This window comes from uncultured Chitinophaga sp., from assembly GCF_937874145.1.
In the GTDB taxonomy this organism is placed as follows: Bacteria; Bacteroidota; Bacteroidia; order Chitinophagales; family Chitinophagaceae; genus Chitinophaga.
Window position 1 is genome coordinate 1 of record NZ_CALNBI010000454.1, and the last position, 22229, is coordinate 22229.

16 protein-coding genes are annotated in these 22229 nt (G+C 54.4%); 7 read left to right on the plus strand and 9 right to left on the minus strand.

Going from position 1 to position 22229, the window contains the following annotated elements; genetic code table 11:
- The 4 genes from Q0510_RS21640 to Q0510_RS21655 form a co-directional block, all read right to left on the minus strand.
- A partial coding sequence (locus tag Q0510_RS21640; RefSeq protein ID WP_298716296.1) for a DUF6443 domain-containing protein occupies positions 1 to 1037 on the minus strand: 1037 nt, incomplete at its 3' end.
- 319 nt (positions 1038 to 1356) lie between these two features.
- A complete protein-coding gene (locus Q0510_RS21645) occupies positions 1357 to 2079 on the minus strand; it encodes a shikimate dehydrogenase (RefSeq protein WP_298716299.1) in 723 nt (240 codons plus the stop codon).
- Between the two features lie 71 nt (positions 2080 to 2150).
- Positions 2151 to 2915 (minus strand): phosphosulfolactate synthase, encoded by a 765-nt coding sequence (locus Q0510_RS21650; protein ID WP_298716302.1) that lies wholly within the window; start codon positions 2913 to 2915, stop codon positions 2151 to 2153.
- A 197-nt stretch (positions 2916 to 3112) separates the two neighbouring features.
- Positions 3113 to 4483, minus strand: coding sequence for a tetratricopeptide repeat protein (locus Q0510_RS21655; RefSeq protein ID WP_298716305.1), 1371 nt, complete (start codon positions 4481 to 4483; stop codon positions 3113 to 3115).
- A gap of 243 nt (positions 4484 to 4726) precedes the next feature.
- Here Q0510_RS21655 and Q0510_RS21660 point away from each other — a divergent pair, with 243 nt between their 5' ends.
- Positions 4727 to 5098, plus strand: a complete 372-nt coding sequence (locus Q0510_RS21660) for a hypothetical protein (protein WP_298716308.1) — start codon at positions 4727 to 4729, stop codon at positions 5096 to 5098.
- A 576-nt stretch (positions 5099 to 5674) separates the two neighbouring features.
- Here the strand turns inward: Q0510_RS21660 and Q0510_RS21665 are convergent.
- From Q0510_RS21665 to pafA, 3 genes are all read right to left on the minus strand, one after another.
- Positions 5675 to 6337: a hypothetical protein gene (locus Q0510_RS21665; protein ID WP_298716311.1), complete on the minus strand. Its 663-nt coding sequence runs from the start codon at positions 6335 to 6337 to the stop codon at positions 5675 to 5677.
- Between the two features lie 56 nt (positions 6338 to 6393).
- A complete protein-coding gene (locus Q0510_RS21670; RefSeq protein WP_298716314.1) occupies positions 6394 to 7146 on the minus strand; it encodes an enoyl-CoA hydratase-related protein in 753 nt (250 codons plus the stop codon).
- Between the two features lie 137 nt (positions 7147 to 7283).
- Entirely contained in the window at positions 7284 to 8960 is a 1677-nt protein-coding gene (pafA, locus tag Q0510_RS21675; protein ID WP_298716317.1) for an alkaline phosphatase PafA, read from the minus strand.
- A 138-nt stretch (positions 8961 to 9098) separates the two neighbouring features.
- Between pafA and Q0510_RS21680 the strand changes: the two genes are divergently transcribed.
- From Q0510_RS21680 to Q0510_RS21690, 3 genes are all read left to right on the plus strand, one after another.
- A complete protein-coding gene (locus Q0510_RS21680; protein ID WP_298716320.1) occupies positions 9099 to 10340 on the plus strand; it encodes a pyridoxal phosphate-dependent aminotransferase family protein in 1242 nt (413 codons plus the stop codon).
- A gap of 565 nt (positions 10341 to 10905) precedes the next feature.
- A complete protein-coding gene (locus Q0510_RS21685; protein ID WP_298716323.1) occupies positions 10906 to 13248 on the plus strand; it encodes a TonB-dependent receptor in 2343 nt (780 codons plus the stop codon).
- A complete protein-coding gene (locus Q0510_RS21690) occupies positions 13248 to 14327 on the plus strand; it encodes a PepSY domain-containing protein (protein ID WP_298716325.1) in 1080 nt (359 codons plus the stop codon). Before Q0510_RS21685 ends, Q0510_RS21690 begins: the two co-directional genes overlap by 1 nt.
- Here Q0510_RS21690 and Q0510_RS21695 read toward each other — a convergent pair.
- The gene (locus Q0510_RS21695; RefSeq protein WP_298716328.1) at positions 14313 to 14897 is read right to left on the minus strand and encodes a hypothetical protein; all 585 of its coding nucleotides are present in this window, start codon (positions 14895 to 14897) and stop codon (positions 14313 to 14315) included. The two genes, Q0510_RS21690 and Q0510_RS21695, sit on opposite strands and share 15 nt — an antisense overlap.
- A 150-nt stretch (positions 14898 to 15047) precedes the next feature.
- The gene (gene purL / locus Q0510_RS21700; RefSeq protein ID WP_298716331.1) at positions 15048 to 17285 is read right to left on the minus strand and encodes a phosphoribosylformylglycinamidine synthase subunit PurL; all 2238 of its coding nucleotides are present in this window, start codon (positions 17283 to 17285) and stop codon (positions 15048 to 15050) included.
- A 257-nt stretch (positions 17286 to 17542) separates the two neighbouring features.
- On the opposite strand from purL, the gene Q0510_RS21705 reads away from it, so the two are divergent.
- The 3 genes from Q0510_RS21705 (at position 17543) to Q0510_RS21715 (ending at position 22191) form a co-directional block, all read left to right on the plus strand.
- Positions 17543 to 19738 (plus strand): glutamine synthetase III, encoded by a 2196-nt coding sequence (locus Q0510_RS21705; protein WP_298716334.1) that lies wholly within the window; start codon positions 17543 to 17545, stop codon positions 19736 to 19738.
- A gap of 151 nt (positions 19739 to 19889) precedes the next feature.
- The gene (locus Q0510_RS21710; RefSeq protein ID WP_298716336.1) at positions 19890 to 21431 is read left to right on the plus strand and encodes a TlpA disulfide reductase family protein; all 1542 of its coding nucleotides are present in this window, start codon (positions 19890 to 19892) and stop codon (positions 21429 to 21431) included.
- 58 nt (positions 21432 to 21489) lie between these two features.
- Complete coding sequence (locus Q0510_RS21715) at positions 21490 to 22191, plus strand: hypothetical protein (protein WP_298716339.1); 702 nt, start codon at positions 21490 to 21492, stop codon at positions 22189 to 22191.
- Positions 22192 to 22229 lie beyond the last annotated feature (38 nt).

Here is a 22229-nt window from a genome sequence, read left to right on the forward strand (position 1 = left end):
CCCGCCGCTCCCGGGAAACGATAGTGATCATAAAAGGTTTGCGTGAGCGTATCCAGTTTTCCGGGTGGCAGGATGGTATTTTTTCCCGCCCAGTCCCGCAATGCCGCGCCCGATAAAACCGTAGTCAACACGCCGGTCAACACCGGCCGGTTCAGCGCATCGTATCCCGTGGCCATCCACCGCCCTGTGGCACGGAGGTTCCCGCTTCGCTGCAACACCAGCCTGTCGCGGGCGTCGTATACATATTCCGTTTCCGGAATGCCAGGCGTCCGCGCGGTGACCTTTCTGCCGCGGGCGTCGTATTCGAAACGAAAAGCCAGGTCAGCAGCGAGCGCCGCGCTCAGTTTCCAGCCGTTTGCCACCAACACCGCCACCAGTTCGGGCGGAAAAATATATCGCAACCGTCCCAGCGGATCGAAGAGAAAATACGTGCATGCATACCCGTTATGCCCGTTCCCGGCACCCGCCGCCACCGGTACTTTCCGCATGACGACCCGCCCTTCTTTATCCTTGTAGGCAACCTGTTGCCGTTGGTTTTCATCCACCGAAACTTCTTTCTGCAACGCACCTGTTTCGTACATACCCGCAAACATGGGGAGCGCGCCTTCCTGCAAACCGGTATTCCAGCATGCTACCTCATCCGGCTTCGTATGTGCGGGAAATAAAAACGATTGTCCCCGGCCGTTCCCCTGCCAGCTATTTCCCGGCGCGCATATTTTCCTCACTTGTCTCCCGGGTGAAGGATCGTGAGATTTGCTGCCGAAAAACACCTGCTCCTGCGGTTGCGCGGTACTCCAGTATCGGTATTGGTCCGCAAATGCAAGATGCCTGAAGCGCCCGTTGCCGCCTTCGAAAGTAAAGGGCAGGTATTCCCGTCCCTGCCCTCCCCGTGTTTCAGGAATGGCGATGGTGACGATATCTCCGCGCAGCGGGCTTTTCCCTTTATCGACGGTTTGCAGGGACCTGCCCAGTCCATCGAAATAACGCGTCTCCCACAATTCCCTTCCATCCTGCTGCAGGGCCTGTACATCGCGCACAGCGCGGGATGGCTGCCATGTTCGTATATAATTCAACGGAACTCCGGCCGGATAAGCTACAGGTAAAGCAGGCACCTGCAAACGCGGCGGTGGCGTGGCTTCCGGGACTTGCCCGGCGGTATCGGAAATGATGAAAAATAACAGGGCACAGCATGCCCGAAGCAGGTTCTTCATACACAAACAATGGCAGGCCAGTTGAGTGGCCGCGGGTTAACAATGATTTCAGCGAATGTAAACGGGAAAAAGAAAACCTCCTAAAAAAGCATCTCGCTTTTTCGGAGGTTCGTTATTAAATCAGGTTATTTCGAAATACGTATGCCTATCGGTTCCAGATTTCCCAGGAAGCCTCGGCCTGGAGGATCAGCATCTCGTGACCATTTTTTGCAACCGCTCCCTGCGCCATTCCTTTCTGCATGAAAAGCGTTTCGGGAGGGTTATAAACCAGGTCATAAAACAGGTGTTCCGGTCCCGCAACCTCGTATGGCAAAGGCGGAGCCGCGTCCACGTTGGGGTACATACCCAGCGGGGTAGTGTTCACGATCAATGTGTGCGAGGCCATCATTCCGGGAGTTACCGCTTCGTAAGTAAGCGGTCCGCTCCGGCTGATCTCCGAAAATGCGATATTAAAATCTTTCAATACATATTTCACCGCCAATGCCGCCCCCCCGGTACCGAGCACCAGTGCTTGCGTATGATGCGCTTTCAGCAAGGGTTTCAGCGATCTTCCGAACCCCAGCACATCGGTGTTATGCCCGACCAGGCGCTTGCCTTCGCGGCGGATGCAATTCACAGCGCCGATGGCCTTCGCGGCATCCGACAACTCGTCGAGATACGGGATCACAGCCTGTTTATACGGGATGGTGACGTTCAGCCCTTCGAGCGCGGGATTCTCTTCCCACAATGCGGGGAAAGCGGAAATATCGGGAATGGGAAAGTTCTCGTAGGTGCAGCCGGGGATCTGTTCACGGGAAAACTTTTCCGTGAAAAATCCTTTCGAGAAGGAATGGCTGAGCGGAAAGCCGATAAGGCCGAATAATCGCACGTTTCAGGGGATTTCGTCAGATAAAAAAAGGCCAGGGCACTGTGGTCCTGGCCTTCGATGCGTTATGTTGCTTATTCTTTGTCAAGGAACAGGTGGAAGGTATCTCCACGGAGCCCGACGCGCATGGCTTCCAGGGGAATCACTTCATTCGGGGCCAGGTTGCCCAGGTTGGCGTTGCAGCCCACGAGCTCCAGGAAGTAGAGCTGCTGGTCTTTCTGCGGCGCTTCCCAGATGATTTTCTCAGCGGGGATCTGGGTCAGGATTTCCTGCACCAGGCCTTCGCGCACCTCGCCGCTGCCGCGGTAGATGCCCACGTTGCCACCTTCGCGCGCTTCCGCTATCACGTAGCTGGAACCGGCTTCCAGTTCGGCCCGCATCAGCTCGATCCATTTGTAGGGAGGAATGATATGCTCGGCGTCCTTGCTGCCCACTTCGCTCAGCACGAGGCCGTGTTTTGTGAGTTTTTCAATATAACCGCATTTCTCCGCATGCGGGATCGTGATCGAGCCGTCAGATACTTCCATGTAGCTGATGCCGTAATCTTTGATCACGCGAACGTATTCGTCGAACTGGTTGCGGATCAGGAATGCCTCGAACAGGGTGCCACCGAAGTAGATGGGTATATTGGCGGACTGATACAATTCAATCTTGGTGCGCAGGTTGGGCGTAACGAAAGAGGTACCGAAGCCGAGTTTCACGATATCCACATGCGGGCCCGCGGCGGACAGGAAATTCTTCACTTCTTCTACGCTCAGGCCTTTGTCCATCACCATGGTCAGGCCATGGCTGCGCGGTTTGCTGGTTCTTTCCGGAATTTGCGAAAGATTAAAATTCATTTTTCACGGTTTATATTCTTCTGAATGGTCATCACCACTCTCATAAGTATCAGGAAATGTGTCTTTTACAATCCCCCTTACAGAGCGGTGCCTGCTCTAAACTGGATTGGTCAGTTGGCTTTTAAATCGTAACAAAATAAAAAAACCGCGGCAAAAATAAGAAGTAATACGGATTGCGGGGCAAAAAATGACGAGGATCACCGTTTACGCCTGTACCGCCCTATCAGTTCCACGATAATCGGGTGCTGCAGTATGGAAGGGTCCAGTTCGAGGAACCTTTTGACCTGGCGCGGGAAATGTTGCAGGGCGTTCTCCAGGTGCAGGAGCCCGTCTTTCGTGCGGCCCATGGCGATGAGGATGGCGGCCCGGTAGTAGAGGAAAACGGGCTTGCGGCCTACTTTCGCTTCTGCATTATCGAGCTGGTGCATGGCTTCGTCGGTATGCCCGGCCAGGTACAACCCGCGGATGAACTCCTTCCAGGCGGAAGTGTTCGAGGGCCGGAGGCGCACTGCGTTGAGGAACTGGACGAGCGCTTCCTTGTCCATCCCCAGCTGCAGGTAACATTGGCCCAGGGTGATATTGTATTCGGCGCTTTGCTTGTTGATGCGGAGGGCGGATTGCAGGGCGCGCACGGCGTTTTCCCAGTTTTCCTCCGTCATGTAGCATTTGGCGATTTTGAGATACAGTTTATCGTCGCTCGGACTGAGATGCACGGCCTTGCGGTAGTAATAACGCGCCTGCGTGTATTTGCGCATTTTCTCGTAGCAATGGCCGATGGCTTCATAGATGACGTCTTCCGGCTTGGCGATCTCGAGGTGTTTCTGGAGCACTTCGATGGCGTCGTTGTATTTACGGAGACGGATATATGCGTCGCCCATGTTGCGGTACGCGTAATCGAATTTTTCATCGATTACGACGGCGTACTGGTAGGCGTCGATGGATTTTTCGTAGAGTTTGAGCCCCTGGTAAGCGGTGCCGAGGTTGAACCAGGCGAGCTGGTTGTAAGGGTGCTCGTTGATGATGTTGGTATGAAGACGGATGCTCTCTTCGTTACGGCCCGTAAACTCGGTCCAGAAGCAGATTTTATGAAGCGCTTCCTCATTGTTGGGATCGTATTCGAGGAGCATTTTGAGGCAGTCGAACACTTTTTCGAATTCTTCCCAGTCGTCGTATACATCGGCCAGTTCGAGGAGGAGATCGGTACGGTCTTCCCCTTCGAAGTGTTGTATCTGTTCTTCCAGCAGGGCGGCGGCTTTCTCGTGTTGGTTCATGGCGAGATAGACGTCGGTCTTGAGGATGTACAGGTTGATATCGTTGGAATCGAGAAGGGCGGCTTTTTCGAGCAGCTGGAGCGCTTCGCGGTATTTTTTCGTTTCGATCAGGAGTGCTGATTTTTTCAGGAGCAGTGCGGAGGAGAAGGGGAACTGCTCGATGGCGATCTCTACGGCCTGCATGGCGTTGTTGAGCTCGTCGTGCTCATCGTAATAATCAATGATCTGCTCAAAGGAATCTTCGTCCAGAAAGGCGTGGGAGCGCCCTTCCTTAAGATTTTCAAATTGCTGAAGCAAGTCCCTCAAATCTTCAAAATCCTCGTTAAACTCGTTAAATGATGGGAAGTCGTGATTCATTAATGTAAATATATGCGATTTTACCAACCCGCCAAAACCCGCCTCCGGCTACCACTCGTGTATTTTTTAACATTTTATTAAGGTTTCTGCTTATCTTGCGTTAGGATTACCTTATGATAGATAAATAATTCGTATATTTGCAGTACAATGAAAACGATCAAAATCATAATGCGCACAGTTTCAATGTCTTGCCTTCTGGTGAGCGCGTTGTTCCTTGTTGGCATCCGGGTGCACGCCCATGATCTTGGCGTAGCAGAACCGGAATACTTCGACGACAACAACGACAAAACGAAGAAGACTGAAACCCCGCATCGCTTTGCGATGCCGAAAACCAGCCTCAGCCTCGACGCCAGCTCCCGCGCGAGCGGCTTTCTGAAGCAAACCTTCAACCTGAGCTCTGACAATGCCGTGAACGTGAAGTCTACCATGACGATCCGGAAGGGCAACGTTACCTATATCCTCCCCTACACTGTTAAAGTGGCGCCGCAAGTGACTCCGCTGCCCGAAATGCAGTACCATCACCTGCAGGTTAAGCTGCCGTTCAGAAAGGGATAAGGTTTTTTTTGAAAGAGATTTTATGAAAAGGCTGCCGCAGGGCGGCCTTTTTCATTTCCACCCATTCCCGGCTGCCTGTCCGGCCCCGCCTCCTGCGCAATACGGCACAATTTCCCCGTATATCCCAACCTGATTTCGTATTGCCAGCACACAACTACCCGCATCATCCGGGGTCCCTTTCCATATGCTTTCCGTCAATCTCCCCGCTAAAGTAAAGTTATCCCCCCGCTACCACCGGCTTTCCGTATATATGTCCTGCCTTTATCCTGCCTTTGACCTGGGTCTGCCCTGCCTATATCCTGCCCTTTATAAGAGGCAGGATATAGGCAGGATACAAGCATGGTAAAAGCATGGCAAAGGCCTCTTTTTTATACTTTATCGGACCTTTTCCCTGGAGGCACCCTGCCTGCAAATGGAGTTGATACGAGGCGGAGAACCCGCCTTTCCAGCCAGATGCCCGGGAATACCTCCTCAGCCAGCCGGGCATACGCGCCGGGACAGCGCATCACTCCCTGCGATTCCGCATAAAAAAAGCCGCGGAGCGATCCGCGGCCTGTATGTGCAAGTAAGTTGGTGTTATCCCCTGATTTTCTTCAGTTCCTCCGCCGTAATCTCCCGGTAACCTTTTGGCACATCGAAAATCGACGCGGGAACGGGACTGAGGTCCACATTAGTAGCGATTGCCCGCATTTTAGAGCCTGATTTCGTGAGGATCTCGTATTCCAGGGGTATACCCTTCAGATTCTGAAAACGGCGGTTGTAATAGGGGTTTTCGGGCACAATGTCGGTTGTGTAGAAAACCTCGAAGGTGGCGCCGTCGGCCATGGTGCCGATCGTTTTCCGGCATTTGTAGCCCGCAATCTCCCGGGTTTCGGACTGGTCCGCGAACTGTATGGAAGCAAACCGCTTCACATCGGCCTCGTAAGTCTTTTTATCCGTTCGGATCAGGTATTTGTCGCCGTGGTTGTCCATCAGCGTGATCACATGTTCCTGCTGGGAATTGATGAGGTAAATATAGTTCACTACGTTGAAGTTCATATCCACCCTGCTCAGGTTCCCCCGAATGTACTGCGTCATGGAGCTCCCGGCAAACATGGCCTCCATCTGGAGCTGTTCCGGCGGCATTTCCACTTTGTAGGTAATCCTGGCGTCCGAAATGGTCCGCTGCGCCGAAACCGGCAGGGATGCGGCCAGGATAAGGACCGGCACCAGCAGGCGGAGAGGTGACATTTTTCGCATATAGAATGATTGTTATTCAGGTAAATGAAAAATCTGTGCCAAACGGCTGTTTTCCGCTACCATTCAGGTTTCTGTTTGTCAAGAAAAGCGGCGATCCCTTTCTGGCAATCGGGATGGCGCCGGGTTTCGGCGTTGGTGCGGGCCGCTGCTTCGAGCCCGCTTTCCAGGGAGCCGTCAAATACGTTGGCTATCAGTTGTTTGGTGACCGTCAGCGAGTTAGAGGAAGCCTCCGCGCAGAGGCCCTCCGCTATCGACTGTACGTGCCCGGCAATTTGATCTGCCGGCACCAGGCCGGTGATCATGCCATATCTTTCCGCCGTGGCGGCATCTACAAGTTTGCCGGTCAGCATCAGTTCCCTGGCCCTGCCCTCCCCGATCTTGCGGACGAGGAACACGCTCACCAGCGCCGGCACAAACCCGATCTTCACTTCTGTATACCCAAACCGCGCTTCCGGTACGGCATAGCTGAGATCGGCCACCGTGGCCAGCCCGCAGCCTCCTGCCAGGGCATCTCCCTCTATCTGGGCGATCACCACCTTCTTCAAGTCATATATTTCCCGGAACAGCTGCATCAGCTCCCGGGAGTCGGCATAATTCTCTTCAAAATCGTTTTGCTGCAATTGCCGCAGGTAATCCAGGTCGGCCCCCGCGCAGAATGCCTTGCCGTTGGCGGCCAGTATAACCACTTTCACTTTTTCGTCTGCCTCCGCCTGCGCGAACGCTTCCCGCAATTCCCGCACCACGGCCCCGTTGAGCGCGTTCCGCTTCTCCGGGCGGTTCAGCGTAATCGTGGCAATTCTCCCTGCCACCGTATAGGTTATACCTGACATGAACCAAATGTACAGGAATTATTTTTAACGTTTTAAACCCATGTGTAACTATATGAAAAACAAAGCGCCCCAACTGTTGAACAGCCGGGGCGCAGTGAATTTTATCGGTAATCCGCTTAGTGCGATACTTCTGTGATCGGGTGGCCTACGTTGCCGTTCGGCATCTGGATCCGGAGCATGGCCGCCACGGTGGGCGCGATGTCGGTCATATGCGTGGTGCGGTTGGTTTTGCCGGGTTTTACGCCCCAGCCCATCCATACCAGGGGAATGTGGGCGTCGTAGGGGTTCCATTGGCCATGAGTAGTGCCGGTTTTACCGCCATCGAAATAACCGGGTTGCAGCAGCACCATGATATCGCCGGAGCGCAGTACGTTGTAACCGTTGGTAACCATGGGTTTCTGCGGCTCGGGGAGCGCAGTGGTACCCAGGGCGTGGTGATCGATCATGTTGGCTACGCCGTTGAATTTCAGCCCTTCGCGGAGGATGTAGGCCTTCGCTTCTTCGAGCTTGCCTGCCGCGCGCAAACCATCGTTATCGAGCCAGAACTGGTAGTTATACGAAGCGATGATGGCTTTTTTGAAACCGAACTCCTTCTCGATGCCGGCGTTCAGGGATTTCATCATGGCGCCGTCGTCGAACAGGCCGGCGTGCATGTGGTTTTCCTGCATGAATCCGGGAACGTGCGCCACGCCATGGTCGGCGGTGATGAAGAAGAGCCACTGGCCCTTACCTACTTTCTGGTCGAGGTATTTGAAGAAATCGCCCAGGTCTTTGTCGAGGCGCAGGTAAGCATCTTCGGTTTCCACGGAATTGGGGCCGTGCTGGTGGCCGATGTAGTCGGTGGACGAAAGGCTCACGGCGAGGAAGTCGGTCACGGGGCCTTTCCCGAGCTGATGGCCTTCCATGGCGGCTTTGGCGAACTCCAGGGTGTAGGTGTTGCCGAAGGGCGTGGAAGAAAGGATGCCGAAGGCGTTGCCGGCGGAGCCTGCCAGTTCGTGGGGGAAGGAGGTGTTATCCTGCCCTTTGAACTTGCCTTCGTAGGGCTTTTCGTCGGCCGTGCTCTGGATGTACGTGTCTACCGGGTACAGCGTGGTCCAGGGTTTGGAGATGTATTCGCGGGGGAGCTGGCGGCGGTTGAAGGCGTTGGCCCATGCCGGCAGTTCGTTCATGTAGAAGTTGGAGGTCATCATGTTGCCGGTAACGCCGTCGTACCAGTACGCCGCGGTGGCGGTATGGCCTGCGGGGAGGATGGCGCCGCGGTCTTTGATGGCGATGCCTACCGTTTTGCTGCGGAAGTTGGTAGCCAGGCGGAGCTCGTCGGTGATGGTGGTGGTCCGCATGTTTTTGGGGCTCATGGCGCCGGCGGCGGCGCTGCCTCCAACGGCTGTAGCGGCGGTATCTTCGGTGCAGTACACGGAGCGTTTCACTTCGCGGCCGTACCAGTTATTGCCGATGATGCCATGGATGGCGGGAACGGATCCGGTGTAGGCGCAGGTGTGGCCGCAGGCGGTGATGGTCGGCGTATAGGGGATCAGCGTGTTCTCGCAGGAGAATCCTTCGCTGATGAGGCGCCGGAAGCCGTCGTTCGTATAGCGGTCGTAATACCGGTAGAGGAAATCCCATCTCATTTGATCCACTACCATCCCCACCACGAGTTTCGGGCGGGCTACATGATTTTCTGCTTTTTTCCCGTAGTTGGGCGGGAAGCCTTTGGCAGGCGACGTAGCCTTTTGACCAAAAGCAACCGGGGCCGACATCAACAGGAATACGGCTAGCATTTTAATACGGCTCATATAACGCTTATAATTAGTTCCTTTTAACGATGGTCCGTTCTGACGTGGAAAAAATAGGGTGTAAAAGTAACCTAAGTTTACAAAAAATAATATTTTAATACCTTTGTGGTCAAATTTTAATTTCATTTTAATCATCACATGGACATATTCGAGAAACTGCTGAAGCATATGGGTCCGATCGGGGAGCACTCCGAGCGCGCCCATGGATACTTTGCTTTCCCCAAGCTGGAAGGCGAGATCGGCCCCCGTATGAAATTCCGGGGCAAGGACAAGATCGTTTGGAGCCTCAACAACTACCTGGGCCTGGCCAACCACCCGGAGGTGAGGGCTACGGATGCCAAAGCTGCGGCGGATTTCGGTCTGGCCTCCCCTATGGGCGCCCGCATGATGAGCGGTAACACCAATTACCACGAACAGCTGGAAAAAGAGCTGAGCGAGTACATGGGCAAGGAAGACACGACCCTCCTCAACTACGGCTACCAGGGCATCATGAGCGCTATCGACGCGATTTGCAACCGCCGCGACGTGATCGTGTACGACGCGGAGTGCCACGCTTCCATCATCGACGGCCTGCGCCTGCACCAGGGGCACCGCTATGTGTTCAAGCATAATGATATCGAAGACCTCGAAAAACAGCTGCGCCGCGCCACGGAATACATCAAAACCAGCGGCGGCGGCATCCTCGTAGTTACCGAAGGCGTATTCGGCATGGCCGGCGATCAGGGTAAACTGAAGGAAATCGCGGCGCTGAAAGACAGTTTTGAATTCCGGTTGATGGTAGACGACGCACACGGCTTCGGCACTATGGGTAAAACCGGCGCCGGCACCGGCGAAGAGCAGGGGGTTCAGGACAAGATCGACCTGCTGTTCAACACCTTCGCGAAATCCGGCGCTTCCATCGGAGCGTTCATGAGCGGCGACAAAGCCATCATCAACTACCTGCGCTATAACATGCGTTCGCAGATCTTCGCCAAATCCATTCCCTTACCTTTGGTGATCGGTCATCTCAAGCGCGTACAGCTCATGCGCGCGCATCCTGAAATGAAAGCGAAACTCTGGAGCAATGTGAACAAACTGCAGCAGGGCCTGCGCGACCGCGGGTTCAATATCGGCAAAACCGATTCCCCCGTTACGCCGATCTACCTGCAGGGCGATATTCCGGAAGCCACGGCCATGTGCCTCGACCTCCGCGAGAACTATAACATCTTCTGCTCCATCGTGGTATATCCCGTTATCCCGAAAGGACAGATCATCTACCGCCTCATCCCCACCGCGGCGCATTCCGACGAAGATATTGAGCTGACGCTCAAAGCCTTCACGGAAACCAAAGCCAAGCTCGACGCGAAGGCTTACGCAGTAGCGGAAATCCCGGTAGTATAATTTTTTATGCCCAGGCAGAAAGGCGCTCCCGCAAGGAGCGCTTTTTTTATGCCCGGAAGCGATGCCAGGCTTTGCTTTGCGGAGGCAGGGAGTGACGCGGGGGGAGGCAAAAAAAGGGGGCTGATGGTTAGTCAGCCCCATGCAAACAAATCGTTCTTTCACTAGGTGTAATACATGATCTTCCAAGAATCGATCGTTCAGTAGGACATGGTAATAAAAAATCTTCGGGCTGGCATAGATCAGGGACGGTGAACGCCCTGGCTATAAAATATAATCAAGTCAGTTTATGCAAAGAGTTGAGAACCTTTCGGTTGCCTTGTGCCGGGCATGGTTAATTGAACATTCACAAGCTTTCCAAAAATAGCATTCCTACAGCTATGCGACTATTACACAAACGTTGTATTTCGTTAAGGAGCTGTTAAAACGTCCGTTCAGGGCAATAAAGTGTTGTAATCCCCGCTCCTGCTGTTTTTCCGGGTTCGAACAATATTTTTCCCGATCTCGTAAACAGCCGGGGAAGCAACGGCCGTACCTTTGCGCTGCATTTTCCTTAACTATATTTTGCATGAGAACAGTGATAATTGCGGCCTTTTTGCTTGCCGGCGCCCAGGGCGCCTACGCGCAGCAGGGCGTGATCCGCGGCACCGTCCGCAATGAGCAGGGCCAGCCCGTTCCTTTCGTTAACGTAAGCATTCCTTCCCTGAAAAAGGGGACCATCGCTTCGGCCGGCGGCAATTTCGTACTCGCCGCGCCCCAGGGCGAACATACCATCCGCATTTCGGGCGTGGGCCAGAAAAGCCTGGAACAGGCCGCCCGCTTCAGTGCAGACACCACCATTACCGATATCACCCTGCAATCCAACGGCGACCTCAACGAAGTGGTGGTTTCCGCCAGTCGGCGCCGGGAAACGCTCGATGAAGTGCCCTCTTCCATCACCATCGTAGGGCCCCGCGAGCTGGAGACGCAGAAAAGCATCAACAACAACCTCGGCGATATCATGGCCATGGCGGTACCCGGCCTGGGCTTCAGCACCAACCAGACCAGCAATACCGGCCAAACCCTCCGCGGGCGCAACCTCCTGGTGATGGTGGACGGCATCCCGCAATCCACTCCCCTGCGGGCCGGCGGTCGCGATATCCGTTCCATCGACCCCTCCGCCATCGAGCGCATCGAAGTCATCAAAGGCGCCACGGCGATTTACGGGAACGGGGCCGACGGCGGCCTGATCAACTATATCACGAAGAAAGGCCAGCCCGGCAAGCCCCTCAGCGGGCAAACCACCATCGGCGGCAACACCCAGCTGAAGAGCGCGCAACACACCGCCGGCATGAAGGTGGGGCAGCTGCTGTCGGGCTCCAAAGGGAAGTTCGACTTCGTGGTTTCCGGCCAGTACGAGCAAACCGGCGTGTATAAAGACGCCAAAGGCCAGGTGCTGTCGCCGGAATACAGTCTTGGCGAAACCCAGCTCTGGAACGGCTTCGGCAAGATCGGTTACAGCATCAACCCCAAAAACAGGCTGGAGCTGACGTACAACTTCTTCCAGAGCACCCAGAAAAGTGATTACATCCTTAAAAAAGGCAAATACGGGGATACCGCATCTACCGGCGTTCCCGGCACGCGCCCCGGCTCGCCCGAAGGCACACCTTTCAACCACAATGCCAGCCTGCACTGGAGCAGCGAGGGCATCGTTGGCGGTACAGACCTCGACGTGAACATATACATGCAGCGTTTCCGGACGATCTACAGCTTCGTGGATTCCTGGCCGGGCGGCGGGCAATCGCAGATCAACAGCAAGAAACAAGGGGTAAGGGTGAATTTCAACACCCCCATCCGCGCGGGCAAAAACGTGGACATCGAAGCCATGTACGGCCTCGATTTCATGAACGACATCACCAACCAGGACCTGGTAGACGGCCGCACCTGGGCGCCCGAAATGGATATGAAGAACTATGCCCCGTACGCCCAGCTGAAAACGACGATCTTCCGCCACTGGGTGCTGAAGGCAGGCGCGCGGTTCGAGAACATCAACATCGACGTTCCCGACTACACCACCATCATCAGCAAGAATAACACAACCGGCGAATACAATGTGGGCGGCGTAGCCGTGAAAGGCGGAAACCTCAGCTACAACGCGTTCGTGTACAATGCAGGGCTGCGTTATAATGAGTGGACGTTCTTCAAACCTTTCCTGAGCTATTCGCAAAGCTTCTCCATCGCCGACCTGGGCCGCACGCTCCGTTCAGCTAAAGAGAACACCCTTTCCCTCATCAATTCCAAAGCGGTGATCGCGCATAACTACGAAATCGGCGCCAGCAGCACGCTCGGCCCCGTGAACCTCGAAGCCGCCTATTATATCAGCACTTCCAAGCTCGGATCTTCCTACGTGCTGACCGATGGCCGTTTCGAGATCGCGCGCAACCCCGAGAAAGTGTATGGTTTTGAATTCGCGGCAGACGCCCGCCTGCTGAAAAACCTCCAGGCCGGCGCCACCTATTCCTTCGTGGAAGGCAAAATCGATAAAGACAACAACGGCAATTACAAAGACGCAGCCGACGCCTGGATGGGCGGCGACCGCATCGCTCCCCAAAAGATCACCGCCTTCGTGCAGTACGAGCCCATCGCGCCGCTGAGCCTGCGCCTGCAGATGCTCCAGGCCCTGAAACGCGACCGCTTCGAGCCTAACGACAAAGGCCTGTACGTGTACCCGCAGGGGCCGGTGAACAGCTTCGCCATCTTCAGCCTGTTCTCCAGCTTCCGCTTCGACGGCCACAGCAGCGTCACGCTCGGTGTGGAGAACCTGTTCAACAAAGATTACTATACCGTATTTTCGCAGTGGGATGCCCGCGACGAAAACTATGTGAAAGGGAACGGCGCGCGCGTCAACCTCCAGTACACATATAAGTTTTAATGGCATTATCGCAACAGATATTCCGGTGGCACCGGGTAACAGGTTTAATAGCAGGGGGCTTCCTCCTGCTATTAAGCTTTACGGGCAGTTTGCTCGTTTTCGCCGACGAGATCGACCACGCCCTCAACAAACAACATTTCACCGTTCAGCCGGCCGGGGAACGCCTTTCCCTGAACGAATTATATGCCGCAGGCCTCAGCGCCATGCCCGGGCGCCCTTATCTCACGTTCCTCCGCCTTCCGCAACAGCCCGAAGAAGCGCTCATCATGCGGGCGGAATATAACGCGGAAGATAAAGTATACCTCTACCTCAACCCCTACACCGCGGAAGTGCTCCAACAGCGCGGGAACAAGGAATATTTTACCGGGGCGCTCCTGTTCCTGCACTTCACTTTATTGAGCGGGCGCAACGGCTCCATCGTGATCCTCACCATGGCCGTGGTCATGCTCATCGCCATCGGGACGGGACTCTACGTTTACCGGAAGCATTTGTGGAAAGTGCTCACTTTCCGGGATAAGATCGAGTGGAAATTCCGGCGGCGGCGCTGGCGGAACCTTCACCGGATCGTGGGGGTATGGTCGCTGGTGTTCAACCTCCTGATCGTGATCACCGGGATCCTGATACAGTGGAAAGTGGTGAGCGCGCGGGTGGGGAAACCGGCTCCGTCCATCGCTGTTCAGCAGTCCATCGATTTCGACGCTCTTGTACAGAAAGCCCATGCGGAAATTCCGGGGTATACGCTGCGGGGGATCCGTCCGCCGCGCAAGGAAGGCGGGCCGGTGCTGTTTCTCGGCAGCGCGGGGGAACCGTTGATTTTCGGGGAGTCGTCGACCACCGTTTCGCTTTCGTCCGACAGCGGCCATGTCATCAAGAAGACCATTTTCAGCGAAGCATCCGCTTCCGCGAAATGGAACGCCGCCGTTAATCCCCTCCACTTCGGGAACTACGGCGGCATACCGCTTAAAATACTCTACAGCTTGCTCGGGTTAACACCAGGTGCGCTCGCACTGTCGGGGATACTGATCTGGTATCGCCGGAAATGGTTGTCCGCTTCCCGTAAAAGATCAGCGTCCGTTTAAGACGTGCTCAACGGCCAGGGGATCCTGCATATTCACACCGGAAGATTTCAGTTTGTCGCTCATCACGCCGCTCGCCACCACGTAACGGAAGTTATAGAATGGCATGAGGGTGGTTTCCAGTCCGTCGGGCACTTGCTTCCCGGTGGTATTGGCCGTCCAGTAGTAATGGATGGTGAGTGTTCCCTGGCGGTATTCGTATGCGAAATTATGCACGACGTCGGAGGGGTTGGCCGCCTGGAAAGAGAGCGGCAGGGGCATCCAGTTGTGCACGCCTTTAGGGATCATGTACACCAGTACCAGTCCGTTATCGATAACATCTTTGGTGATTTCGGGGGCTTCCATGGTGATGTACTTGCTGAAATGCAGTTTCACCTGGTTGTTGCCGTAATCGAGGGCGTAGTGGCCGGGGTATTTCCAGGTAGACGCCATGGTGGTGAATTTCTTTGCGGTGATGTTGGCGTTGCCGTCTGCACCGTCTTTCCCTGCCGGACCGGCGGGGCCTTCTTTCTTACAGGCGCCGAGGGCGATTAAAAGAACCGTTGCCAGCAATGTAATCTTAATATTCTTCATAACTGTTGAAGGGTTTATGGGGTGATTTTCTGGACGCAAGCTAGGAAGGGGGAACGGCTGTGGTGCGGGGGAATTAACGGATGGGGGGATTGGGTTTACGAAAAAGGGCTGACCATGCGGCCAGCCCTTCGTATACAATGGCTAATTGAATTACAGATGGCTTTCGAGTGCGGTATCGTACTTCACTTTCCAGTCGGCGGTATTGCCCCAGTTTTCGCCGTCAACGATCATGCTGTTGCCTTTTACGGTGCCGAGCAGTTCGAAGCGAACGGAAGTGGCGGAAGCGTCTACCAGGTTATGGAGCAGGGACTCGAATTTCTCTTTGTCGGCCGGGTTAACGGTCACCACCACGCGGGACTGCGCTTCACCGAACAGGAAGGCGTCTTTACGGAAGTCTTTGTTGGTGTTGATGTCGAAACCGGATTTACCTGCCATGGCGCTCTCGAGGAGGGTGATGAACAGGCCGCCTTCGCTCACGTCGTGGGCGGACTGTACCAGGCCGGCGGCGTTGAGTTTGGTGATGGCTTGCTGGAGGCGGTGTTCTTCTTCCAGTTTGAAATGCGGGGCGGGGCTGAATTCCACGCCGACCAGTTTATGGAGGTATTCGGAGCTGCTGATATCGTTATAGCTGCGGCCTACGAGGTAGATGAGGTCGCCGTTATTTTTGAAATCGAGGGTGATGCGTTGTTCGATGCTGTCGAGCACGCCGAGCATACCGATGGTGGGCGTGGGGTACACGGGGCCGTCGGGGCTCTGGTTATAGAAGCTCACGTTACCGCCGGTAACGGGGGTATTGAACTTGCGGCAGGCTTCGCCCATGCCCTGGATGGCGTGTACGAACTGGTAGTAAACTTCCGGATCGTAGGGGTTGCCGAAGTTGAGGCAGTTGGTGATGGCTACGGGTTCGCCGCCGGAGCAAACGATATTGCGGGCTGCTTCGGCCACGGCGATCTGTCCGCCGGTGTGGGGGTCGGCGTAAACGTAGCGGGAGTTACAGTCGGTGGTAACGGCGAGCGCCTTTTTGGAACCTTTCACCACTACGATGGATGCATCGGAGGGGGCGTTGGTGCTGGCGTTGGCGGTACCTACCATGCTGTCGTATTGCGTATATACCCAGCGTTTGGAAGCGATATTGGGGAGTTGCGCGATTCTCTCGGCTACTTTCCGGGCATCGGCTACGTCGGGAACGTTCTGGATATCGAACTGATTGATTTTCTCGAAGTATTTGGGCTCAACGTACGCGCGGTGGTACTGGGGGGCGCCGCCGCCGAGCACCAGTGTCATCACTGCGGTGAAGCCAACCACCGGCACGGCTTCCAGTTCGCCGTTCATGTAGAAGCGGAGGACGGGCTCTTTGGTCACTTCGCCGATCTGTACGCAGTGGAGGTCCCATTTCTCGAAGATATCGAGCACTTCTTTCTCGCGGCCTTTCTGCACCACGATGAGCATGCGTTCCTGGCTTTCGGAGAGGAGCATTTCCCAGCCTTTCATATTCGCCTGGCGGGTGGGTACCTTATCGAGGTGGATGATCATGCCGTGTTCGCCTTTGGCGGACATTTCGGCGGTGGAGCAGGTGATACCTGCGGCGCCCATGTCCTGCATGCCGACGAGGGCATTGGTTTTCACCACTTCGAGGCAGGCTTCGAGGAGTTTCTTTTCCTGGAAGGGGTCGCCTACCTGAACGGCGGGGAGGTCTTTGGCGGATTCTTCGGTAATGTCTGCGGAAGCGAAGGAAGCGCCGCCGATGCCGTCTTTCCCGGTGGCGGAGCCCACGATGAATACGGGGTTACCTTCTCCGTAGGAGGTGGCGGAAACCATGGTACCTACTTTCAGCACGCCCACGCTCATGGCGTTCACGAGGGGGTTGGTGCCGTAGCAGTCTTCAAAATATACTTCACCGCCCACAGTGGGTACGCCGAAGCAGTTGCCGTAATGGCCGATGCCGTGTACCACACCTTTCAGGAGGTGCTGGTTCTTTTTATCATTAATGTTGCCGAAGCGCAGGGAGTTGAGGGCCGCGATGGGGCGGGCGCCCATGGTGAAGATATCGCGGTGGATACCTCCTACCCCGGTGGCTGCACCCTGGAAAGGTTCGAGGGCGGAGGGGTGGTTATGCGATTCGATTTTGAAAACGCAGGCCCAGCCGTCGCCAATATCTACCAAACCGGCATTTTCCTCACCAGCTTTCACGAGCAGCCTGCCGCCTTCCCGGGGTAAGCTTTTCAGCCATACGATGGAGTTCTTATAGCTGCAGTGCTCGCTCCACATCACTGAGTACATGCTCAGCTCGGTGAAGTTGGGTGTACGGCCCAGGATGGATTTTATGCGTTCAAATTCGTCAGCTGTCAGTCCTAACTGTTCGGCGGTTTCAACTGTGGTCGTTTGCATGAATTGAGAAGGTTTATAAAAGAAGATGCAAAACTACATAGTTTTCTATCAATAGACAAGAATGAACCCGAAAGCCCCAAATACAAATTATTAATTTTTTAATATATCAGTTTTGAGGGTTTCAGCCTTGGAATATTTGGCCGAATTTTAAAAATATAAGGTTTTTTCCGGGCAAATGCAATTTTTTGGTAACAATTCCACGATTTGCTTGCATTTTAAACCAAACTGGCGTTTTTTTGTATAAAATTTTTCACATCATGCAATCGTTACGCTTTCAAGCGCTGGAAAATCTGACCGGCGTTGACTTCAAAGTAAAGCCAGAACTGAACGGCAAGATTACCGACGTTTTCGGCAGCAACGTGTTTACCGGCAAAGCCATGCGGGAACACCTCAGCGACGAGGCTTATAAAAGCCTGATGAATTCCATCAAGGGCGGCAATAAGATCGAGCGCAAAATGGCCGAACAGATCGCTTCCGGCCTGAAATCCTGGGCAATGAAGAAAGGCGTAACCCACTACACGCACTGGTTCCAGCCCCTCACCGGCACTACCGCCGAAAAACATGACTCCTTCTTTACTATTAAAGGCGACGGTTCTTCCATCGAAACTTTCGACGGCGACGCCCTCGTACAACAGGAGCCTGATGCATCCAGCTTCCCGAACGGCGGCATCCGCGCCACCTTCGAAGCCCGCGGCTACACCGCCTGGGATCCTTCCTCCCCCGCTTTCATCATCGAGCAGGGCACCGGCAGAACCCTCTGCATCCCCACCATCTTCGTTGCCTACACCGGCGAATCCCTGGATTACAAGGCGCCCCTCCTGAAGGCCCTCTCCTCCCTGGACAAAGCTGCCGTTGACGTGTGCAACTACTTCGACAAAAACGTTACCAAAGTTACCGCCACCCTCGGCTGGGAACAGGAATATTTCATGATCGACGAAGGTCTGGCCAATGCCCGTCCCGACCTGCTGCTTACCGGCCGCACCGTTGTAGGCCACGCGCCCGCTAAAGGCCAGCAGCTGGAAGATCACTACTTCGGCGCCATCCCCGAGCGTGTATACGCTTACATGCGCGATTTCGAAGAAGAATCCTACAAACTGGGCATTCCCCTGAGAACCCGTCACAACGAGGTGGCCCCCGCTCAGTTCGAGTGCGCTCCCATCTACGAAGAAGTAAACATCGCAGTTGACCACAACTCCCTGCTGATGGACGTGATGAGCAAAGTGGCCAAACGCCATAAACTGAAAGTGCTCCTCCACGAGAAACCCTTCGCAGGCATCAACGGTTCCGGCAAACACAACAACTGGTCCCTCGCTACCGATACCTGTGTGAACCTGCTGGCTCCCGGCAAAACACCGAAAACCAACCTGATGTTCCTCACCTTCTTCGTGAACACCATCAAAGCGGTACATGACTACGCCGACCTGATGCGCGCTTCCATCGCAACTCCCAGCAACGACTTCCGTCTGGGCGCCAACGAAGCTCCCCCGGCCATCATCTCCGTTTTCACCGGTAAATACCTCTACGAAGTTCTGCAGGAAGTTAAATCCCGCGTGAACAACAAGTTCGACGAACAAGACGAGGCTATCCTGAAACTGGACCTCCACCGTCATATTCCGGAGCTGATGCTCGACAACACCGACCGTAACCGTACTTCTCCGTTCGCGTTCACCGGTAACAAATTCGAGTTCCGCGCCGTAGGTTCTTCCGCAAACTGCGCTTCCGCTATGACCGTAATGAACACCATCATGGCTAAAACCCTGGTTGAGTTCAAGAAAGAAGTGGACAGCCTGATCGAAAAAGGCGAGAAGAAAGAAATCGCTATCATGCAAACCCTCCGCAAATACATCGTTGATTCCGAGAAGATCCTCTTCGAAGGCGACGGTTATAGCGAAGACTGGGCGAAAGAAGCAGAGAAACGCGGTCTGCCCAACGTAAAAACCACCCCGAAAGCTCTGGATGCCTTCATCTCCCCGAAAGCAACCAAACTGTTCACCGAAATGGGTGTGTACAACGAAAAAGAACTGCACGCTCGTCACGAAATCCTCCTGGAAGATTACGTGAAAAAAGTTCAGATCGAAGCCCGCGTGATCGGCGACCTGGCTACCAACCACATCCTGCCCGCAGCTGTGAAGTACCAGAACGACCTCCTCACCAACATCAAAGGACTGAAAGATGCAGGTTTCGGCGACGACGCTTCCAAAGCGCAACGCCAGATCGCAACCAAGATATCTGAACACATCAATGTCATCAGCGAAAACGTGCAGGCAATGATCGAAGCACGCAAAGTAGCCAACAAGCTGGAAGACAGCCGTCAGAAAGCCATCGACTACTGCGAGAAGATCAAAGAACCGTTCTTCGACACCATCCGTTACCACTCCGACAAACTGGAGTTCCTGGTGGATGACAAGATTTGGGGCCTGCCCAAATACAGAGAACTGCTTTTCTTGCGATAAAAACCGTAAGATTGTTTTGGTGTATGATGGCCCCCGGTATTCACCGGGGGTTTATCTTTTTATAGCCTTCCCGTTTTTATGGAAACTTTAACTACGGATAACCCGTAGCCGTCGTATTATGGCTTATTTTACCGGAAATAAGCTACCCGTCATGATAAGATCCCTGAAAATCCTGGCGCTCCTGGCCAGCCCCTTAACCCTCTTTTCCCAGCAAGCCGAAATGCCCCCACGCATGGAATCCACGAATCAGCCCGCGCGCTTCGGCCCGCTCCGGTTCAGGGAAGATTCCGTCACCATTATCGGGGAATACAAAAACTTCACTGGCGGTCCGCCATTTAAAGTAGCCGTTTCGGAATGGATCAGCAATAACCAGGCAACCTATTCCGCCCCTATCGATTCCAACGGCCATTTCCGGCTGACGTTCCCCATGCCGGCGCCCGGTGAGATCCACATCGATTTCGGCCGCGCCAGCTTATGGAATGTAGCCATCCCCGGCGAAACGATGTACCTGTCAGCCGATATGAACAAAATAGAAGGCCCCAAACGTGGCGATACCGCCGCCATTACCGCGTGGAAAGAACATACGGCCACCATTTTCGAGGGTTCAAATGCCCGATTGCATAACGATATTTACCGCTACTGGCGCCACCAGGCAGCTTCGAGTAACCAAACCGGTTATGGATCACGCCAATGGAACGAACAATTCAAACTGGACGCGTTCTGCGATACCGTCCACGGCATTTTCCGATCCAGGATGCAATTTCTCCAGGACTACCACCGGCGAACCCCGCTGGAGGCACGAGCCTTACAGTTTATTGAAACCACCTTGCGCTATAGTAATGCTTCCGTCCTCACCCAGCGTTACTATTACGTATTGTGGAATGACCGCGTGAAACATGAGAAACGGTATTTCGCCACTATAGACTCCATCGTCCGCCCGGTACTCACCACCGGCTATCTGGCAATGGATTACCGGACTGTCCTGCGTGACATCCATTCCCACATATCCACCAAAGCCCTGAATCTCCCGGGCAGCAATATCGATTCCCTCCACAACGAATACATCCTGCACCCTGTCGAAAGATCGCTGACGCAGGCATGGCTGGCCTCCATCATCCAGCGGCAGGGGCACGTGCTGGATGATTCCATGATGACGGCGCTGCGCGCCAGCGTGAAAGAACCCTATCTGATCAAACAACTTACTCAGCGCAACGATGCCCTGAAAGCGTTGCAGGCCGACAATGCGCTGCTGGCCGGCGCGCGTCTCATCACCGAGTTCCCGGAACTGAAAACGAGCGCCGAAATCTACCGGCACATCACCGCCCCTTACCGCGGTAAAGTGATCTATCTCGACATCTGGGGCACCTGGTGCATTCCCTGCCGGGAAGCCATGCAGCATATGCCCCCCGTAAAAGAACAATATGCGGGAAAAGACGTCGTATTCCTGTATCTCGCCAACAGATCACCAATGGAAGCATGGAAAAACACCATTAAACAACACCGGATCACCGGCGCAAACGTGGTACATTATAATTTGCCCGCCGCCATGCAGCAACTATTCGAAAAAGATTACCTGGACGAGGGCTTCCCCACTTACATGCTGATCGATAAGGAAGGGAAATTAGTCACCCAAAAAGCCCCCCGGCCGCACCATACTGCCGAGCTCATAACAGCCATTAACAAACTTTTATGACCTCTCCTTTAAACTTCCCTCCCCCATGCCGGTCTATGATGTATAAAAAATGATCGCCATGATGAAACAAATTGTATGGATGGTGCTGCTTTCCGGAACGGTTTCCCTGGCCAACGCCCAGGAAAAACCCGCACCCAACGCAGACCTCAAGCTGTCTGAACAGCAAACGACCCAGGTTCGCGATATTAATAAAACATATATCGACGGCCTGAAGGAATTACGGAAAAACGAAGCCCTTAGCAAGGAAGACCGCAAGGCTAAACACGACGCCCTTTCAAATTCCCGCAAAGACCAGCTGAAATCCGTACTGGATAAAGACCAATACGCCAAATGGGAAGAAAATCAAAAACGCTTCGCAGAACGGAAAAGCCGCTACCACGGCAAGCATGGTAAAAAAGGCGAGTTTGCCAAAGGCGGAAAAGAAGGTATGCGCGAACGCCGCAAAGGCCACCACGACCGCAGTGAAGCAGCCGTAAAAGCACTGGGCCTCACCGAAAAACAAAGCGTCGACCTGAAAGCCATCAACAAGGAATACATGACCAAAGCGATGGCGCTCAAAGACGCCGATAAGGCCGAACGCCGGGAGAAATTCAAATCCCTCCACACCGAGCGCGACGCTAAAGTAAAACTGGCCCTGGGCGATGAGAAATTCTCCCAATACAACGAATGGCGCCAGAAAGAAAGAATGCAGCACAGGCACAGCCGTAAAGACGGCATGCACAAGAAAAAACCCGCTGCGCCCGTTACAGAGAAAAAATAAAAAAGATATCTCCGTCAATATGGTTCAAGGACGGAAGA

What these genes read in the sequence shown, in the direction of transcription:
- Q0510_RS21650 (WP_298716302.1), bottom strand. Translation starts at nt 2,915, where the DNA reads ATGAATTTTAATCTTTCGCAAATTCCGGAAAGAACCAGCAAACCGCGC.
- Q0510_RS21660 (WP_298716308.1), top strand. Translation starts at nt 4,727, where the DNA reads ATGTCTTGCCTTCTGGTGAGCGCGTTGTTCCTTGTTGGCATCCGGGTG.
- Q0510_RS21665 (WP_298716311.1), bottom strand. Translation starts at nt 6,337, where the DNA reads ATGCGAAAAATGTCACCTCTCCGCCTGCTGGTGCCGGTCCTTATCCTG.
- pafA (WP_298716317.1), bottom strand. Translation starts at nt 8,960, where the DNA reads ATGAGCCGTATTAAAATGCTAGCCGTATTCCTGTTGATGTCGGCCCCG.
- Q0510_RS21680 (WP_298716320.1), top strand. Translation starts at nt 9,099, where the DNA reads ATGGACATATTCGAGAAACTGCTGAAGCATATGGGTCCGATCGGGGAG.
- Q0510_RS21685 (WP_298716323.1), top strand. Translation starts at nt 10,906, where the DNA reads ATGAGAACAGTGATAATTGCGGCCTTTTTGCTTGCCGGCGCCCAGGGC.
- Q0510_RS21690 (WP_298716325.1), top strand. Translation starts at nt 13,248, where the DNA reads ATGGCATTATCGCAACAGATATTCCGGTGGCACCGGGTAACAGGTTTA.
- Q0510_RS21695 (WP_298716328.1), bottom strand. Translation starts at nt 14,897, where the DNA reads ATGAAGAATATTAAGATTACATTGCTGGCAACGGTTCTTTTAATCGCC.
- purL (WP_298716331.1), bottom strand. Translation starts at nt 17,285, where the DNA reads ATGCAAACGACCACAGTTGAAACCGCCGAACAGTTAGGACTGACAGCT.
- Q0510_RS21705 (WP_298716334.1), top strand. Translation starts at nt 17,543, where the DNA reads ATGCAATCGTTACGCTTTCAAGCGCTGGAAAATCTGACCGGCGTTGAC.
- Q0510_RS21710 (WP_298716336.1), top strand. Translation starts at nt 19,890, where the DNA reads ATGATAAGATCCCTGAAAATCCTGGCGCTCCTGGCCAGCCCCTTAACC.
- Q0510_RS21715 (WP_298716339.1), top strand. Translation starts at nt 21,490, where the DNA reads ATGATGAAACAAATTGTATGGATGGTGCTGCTTTCCGGAACGGTTTCC.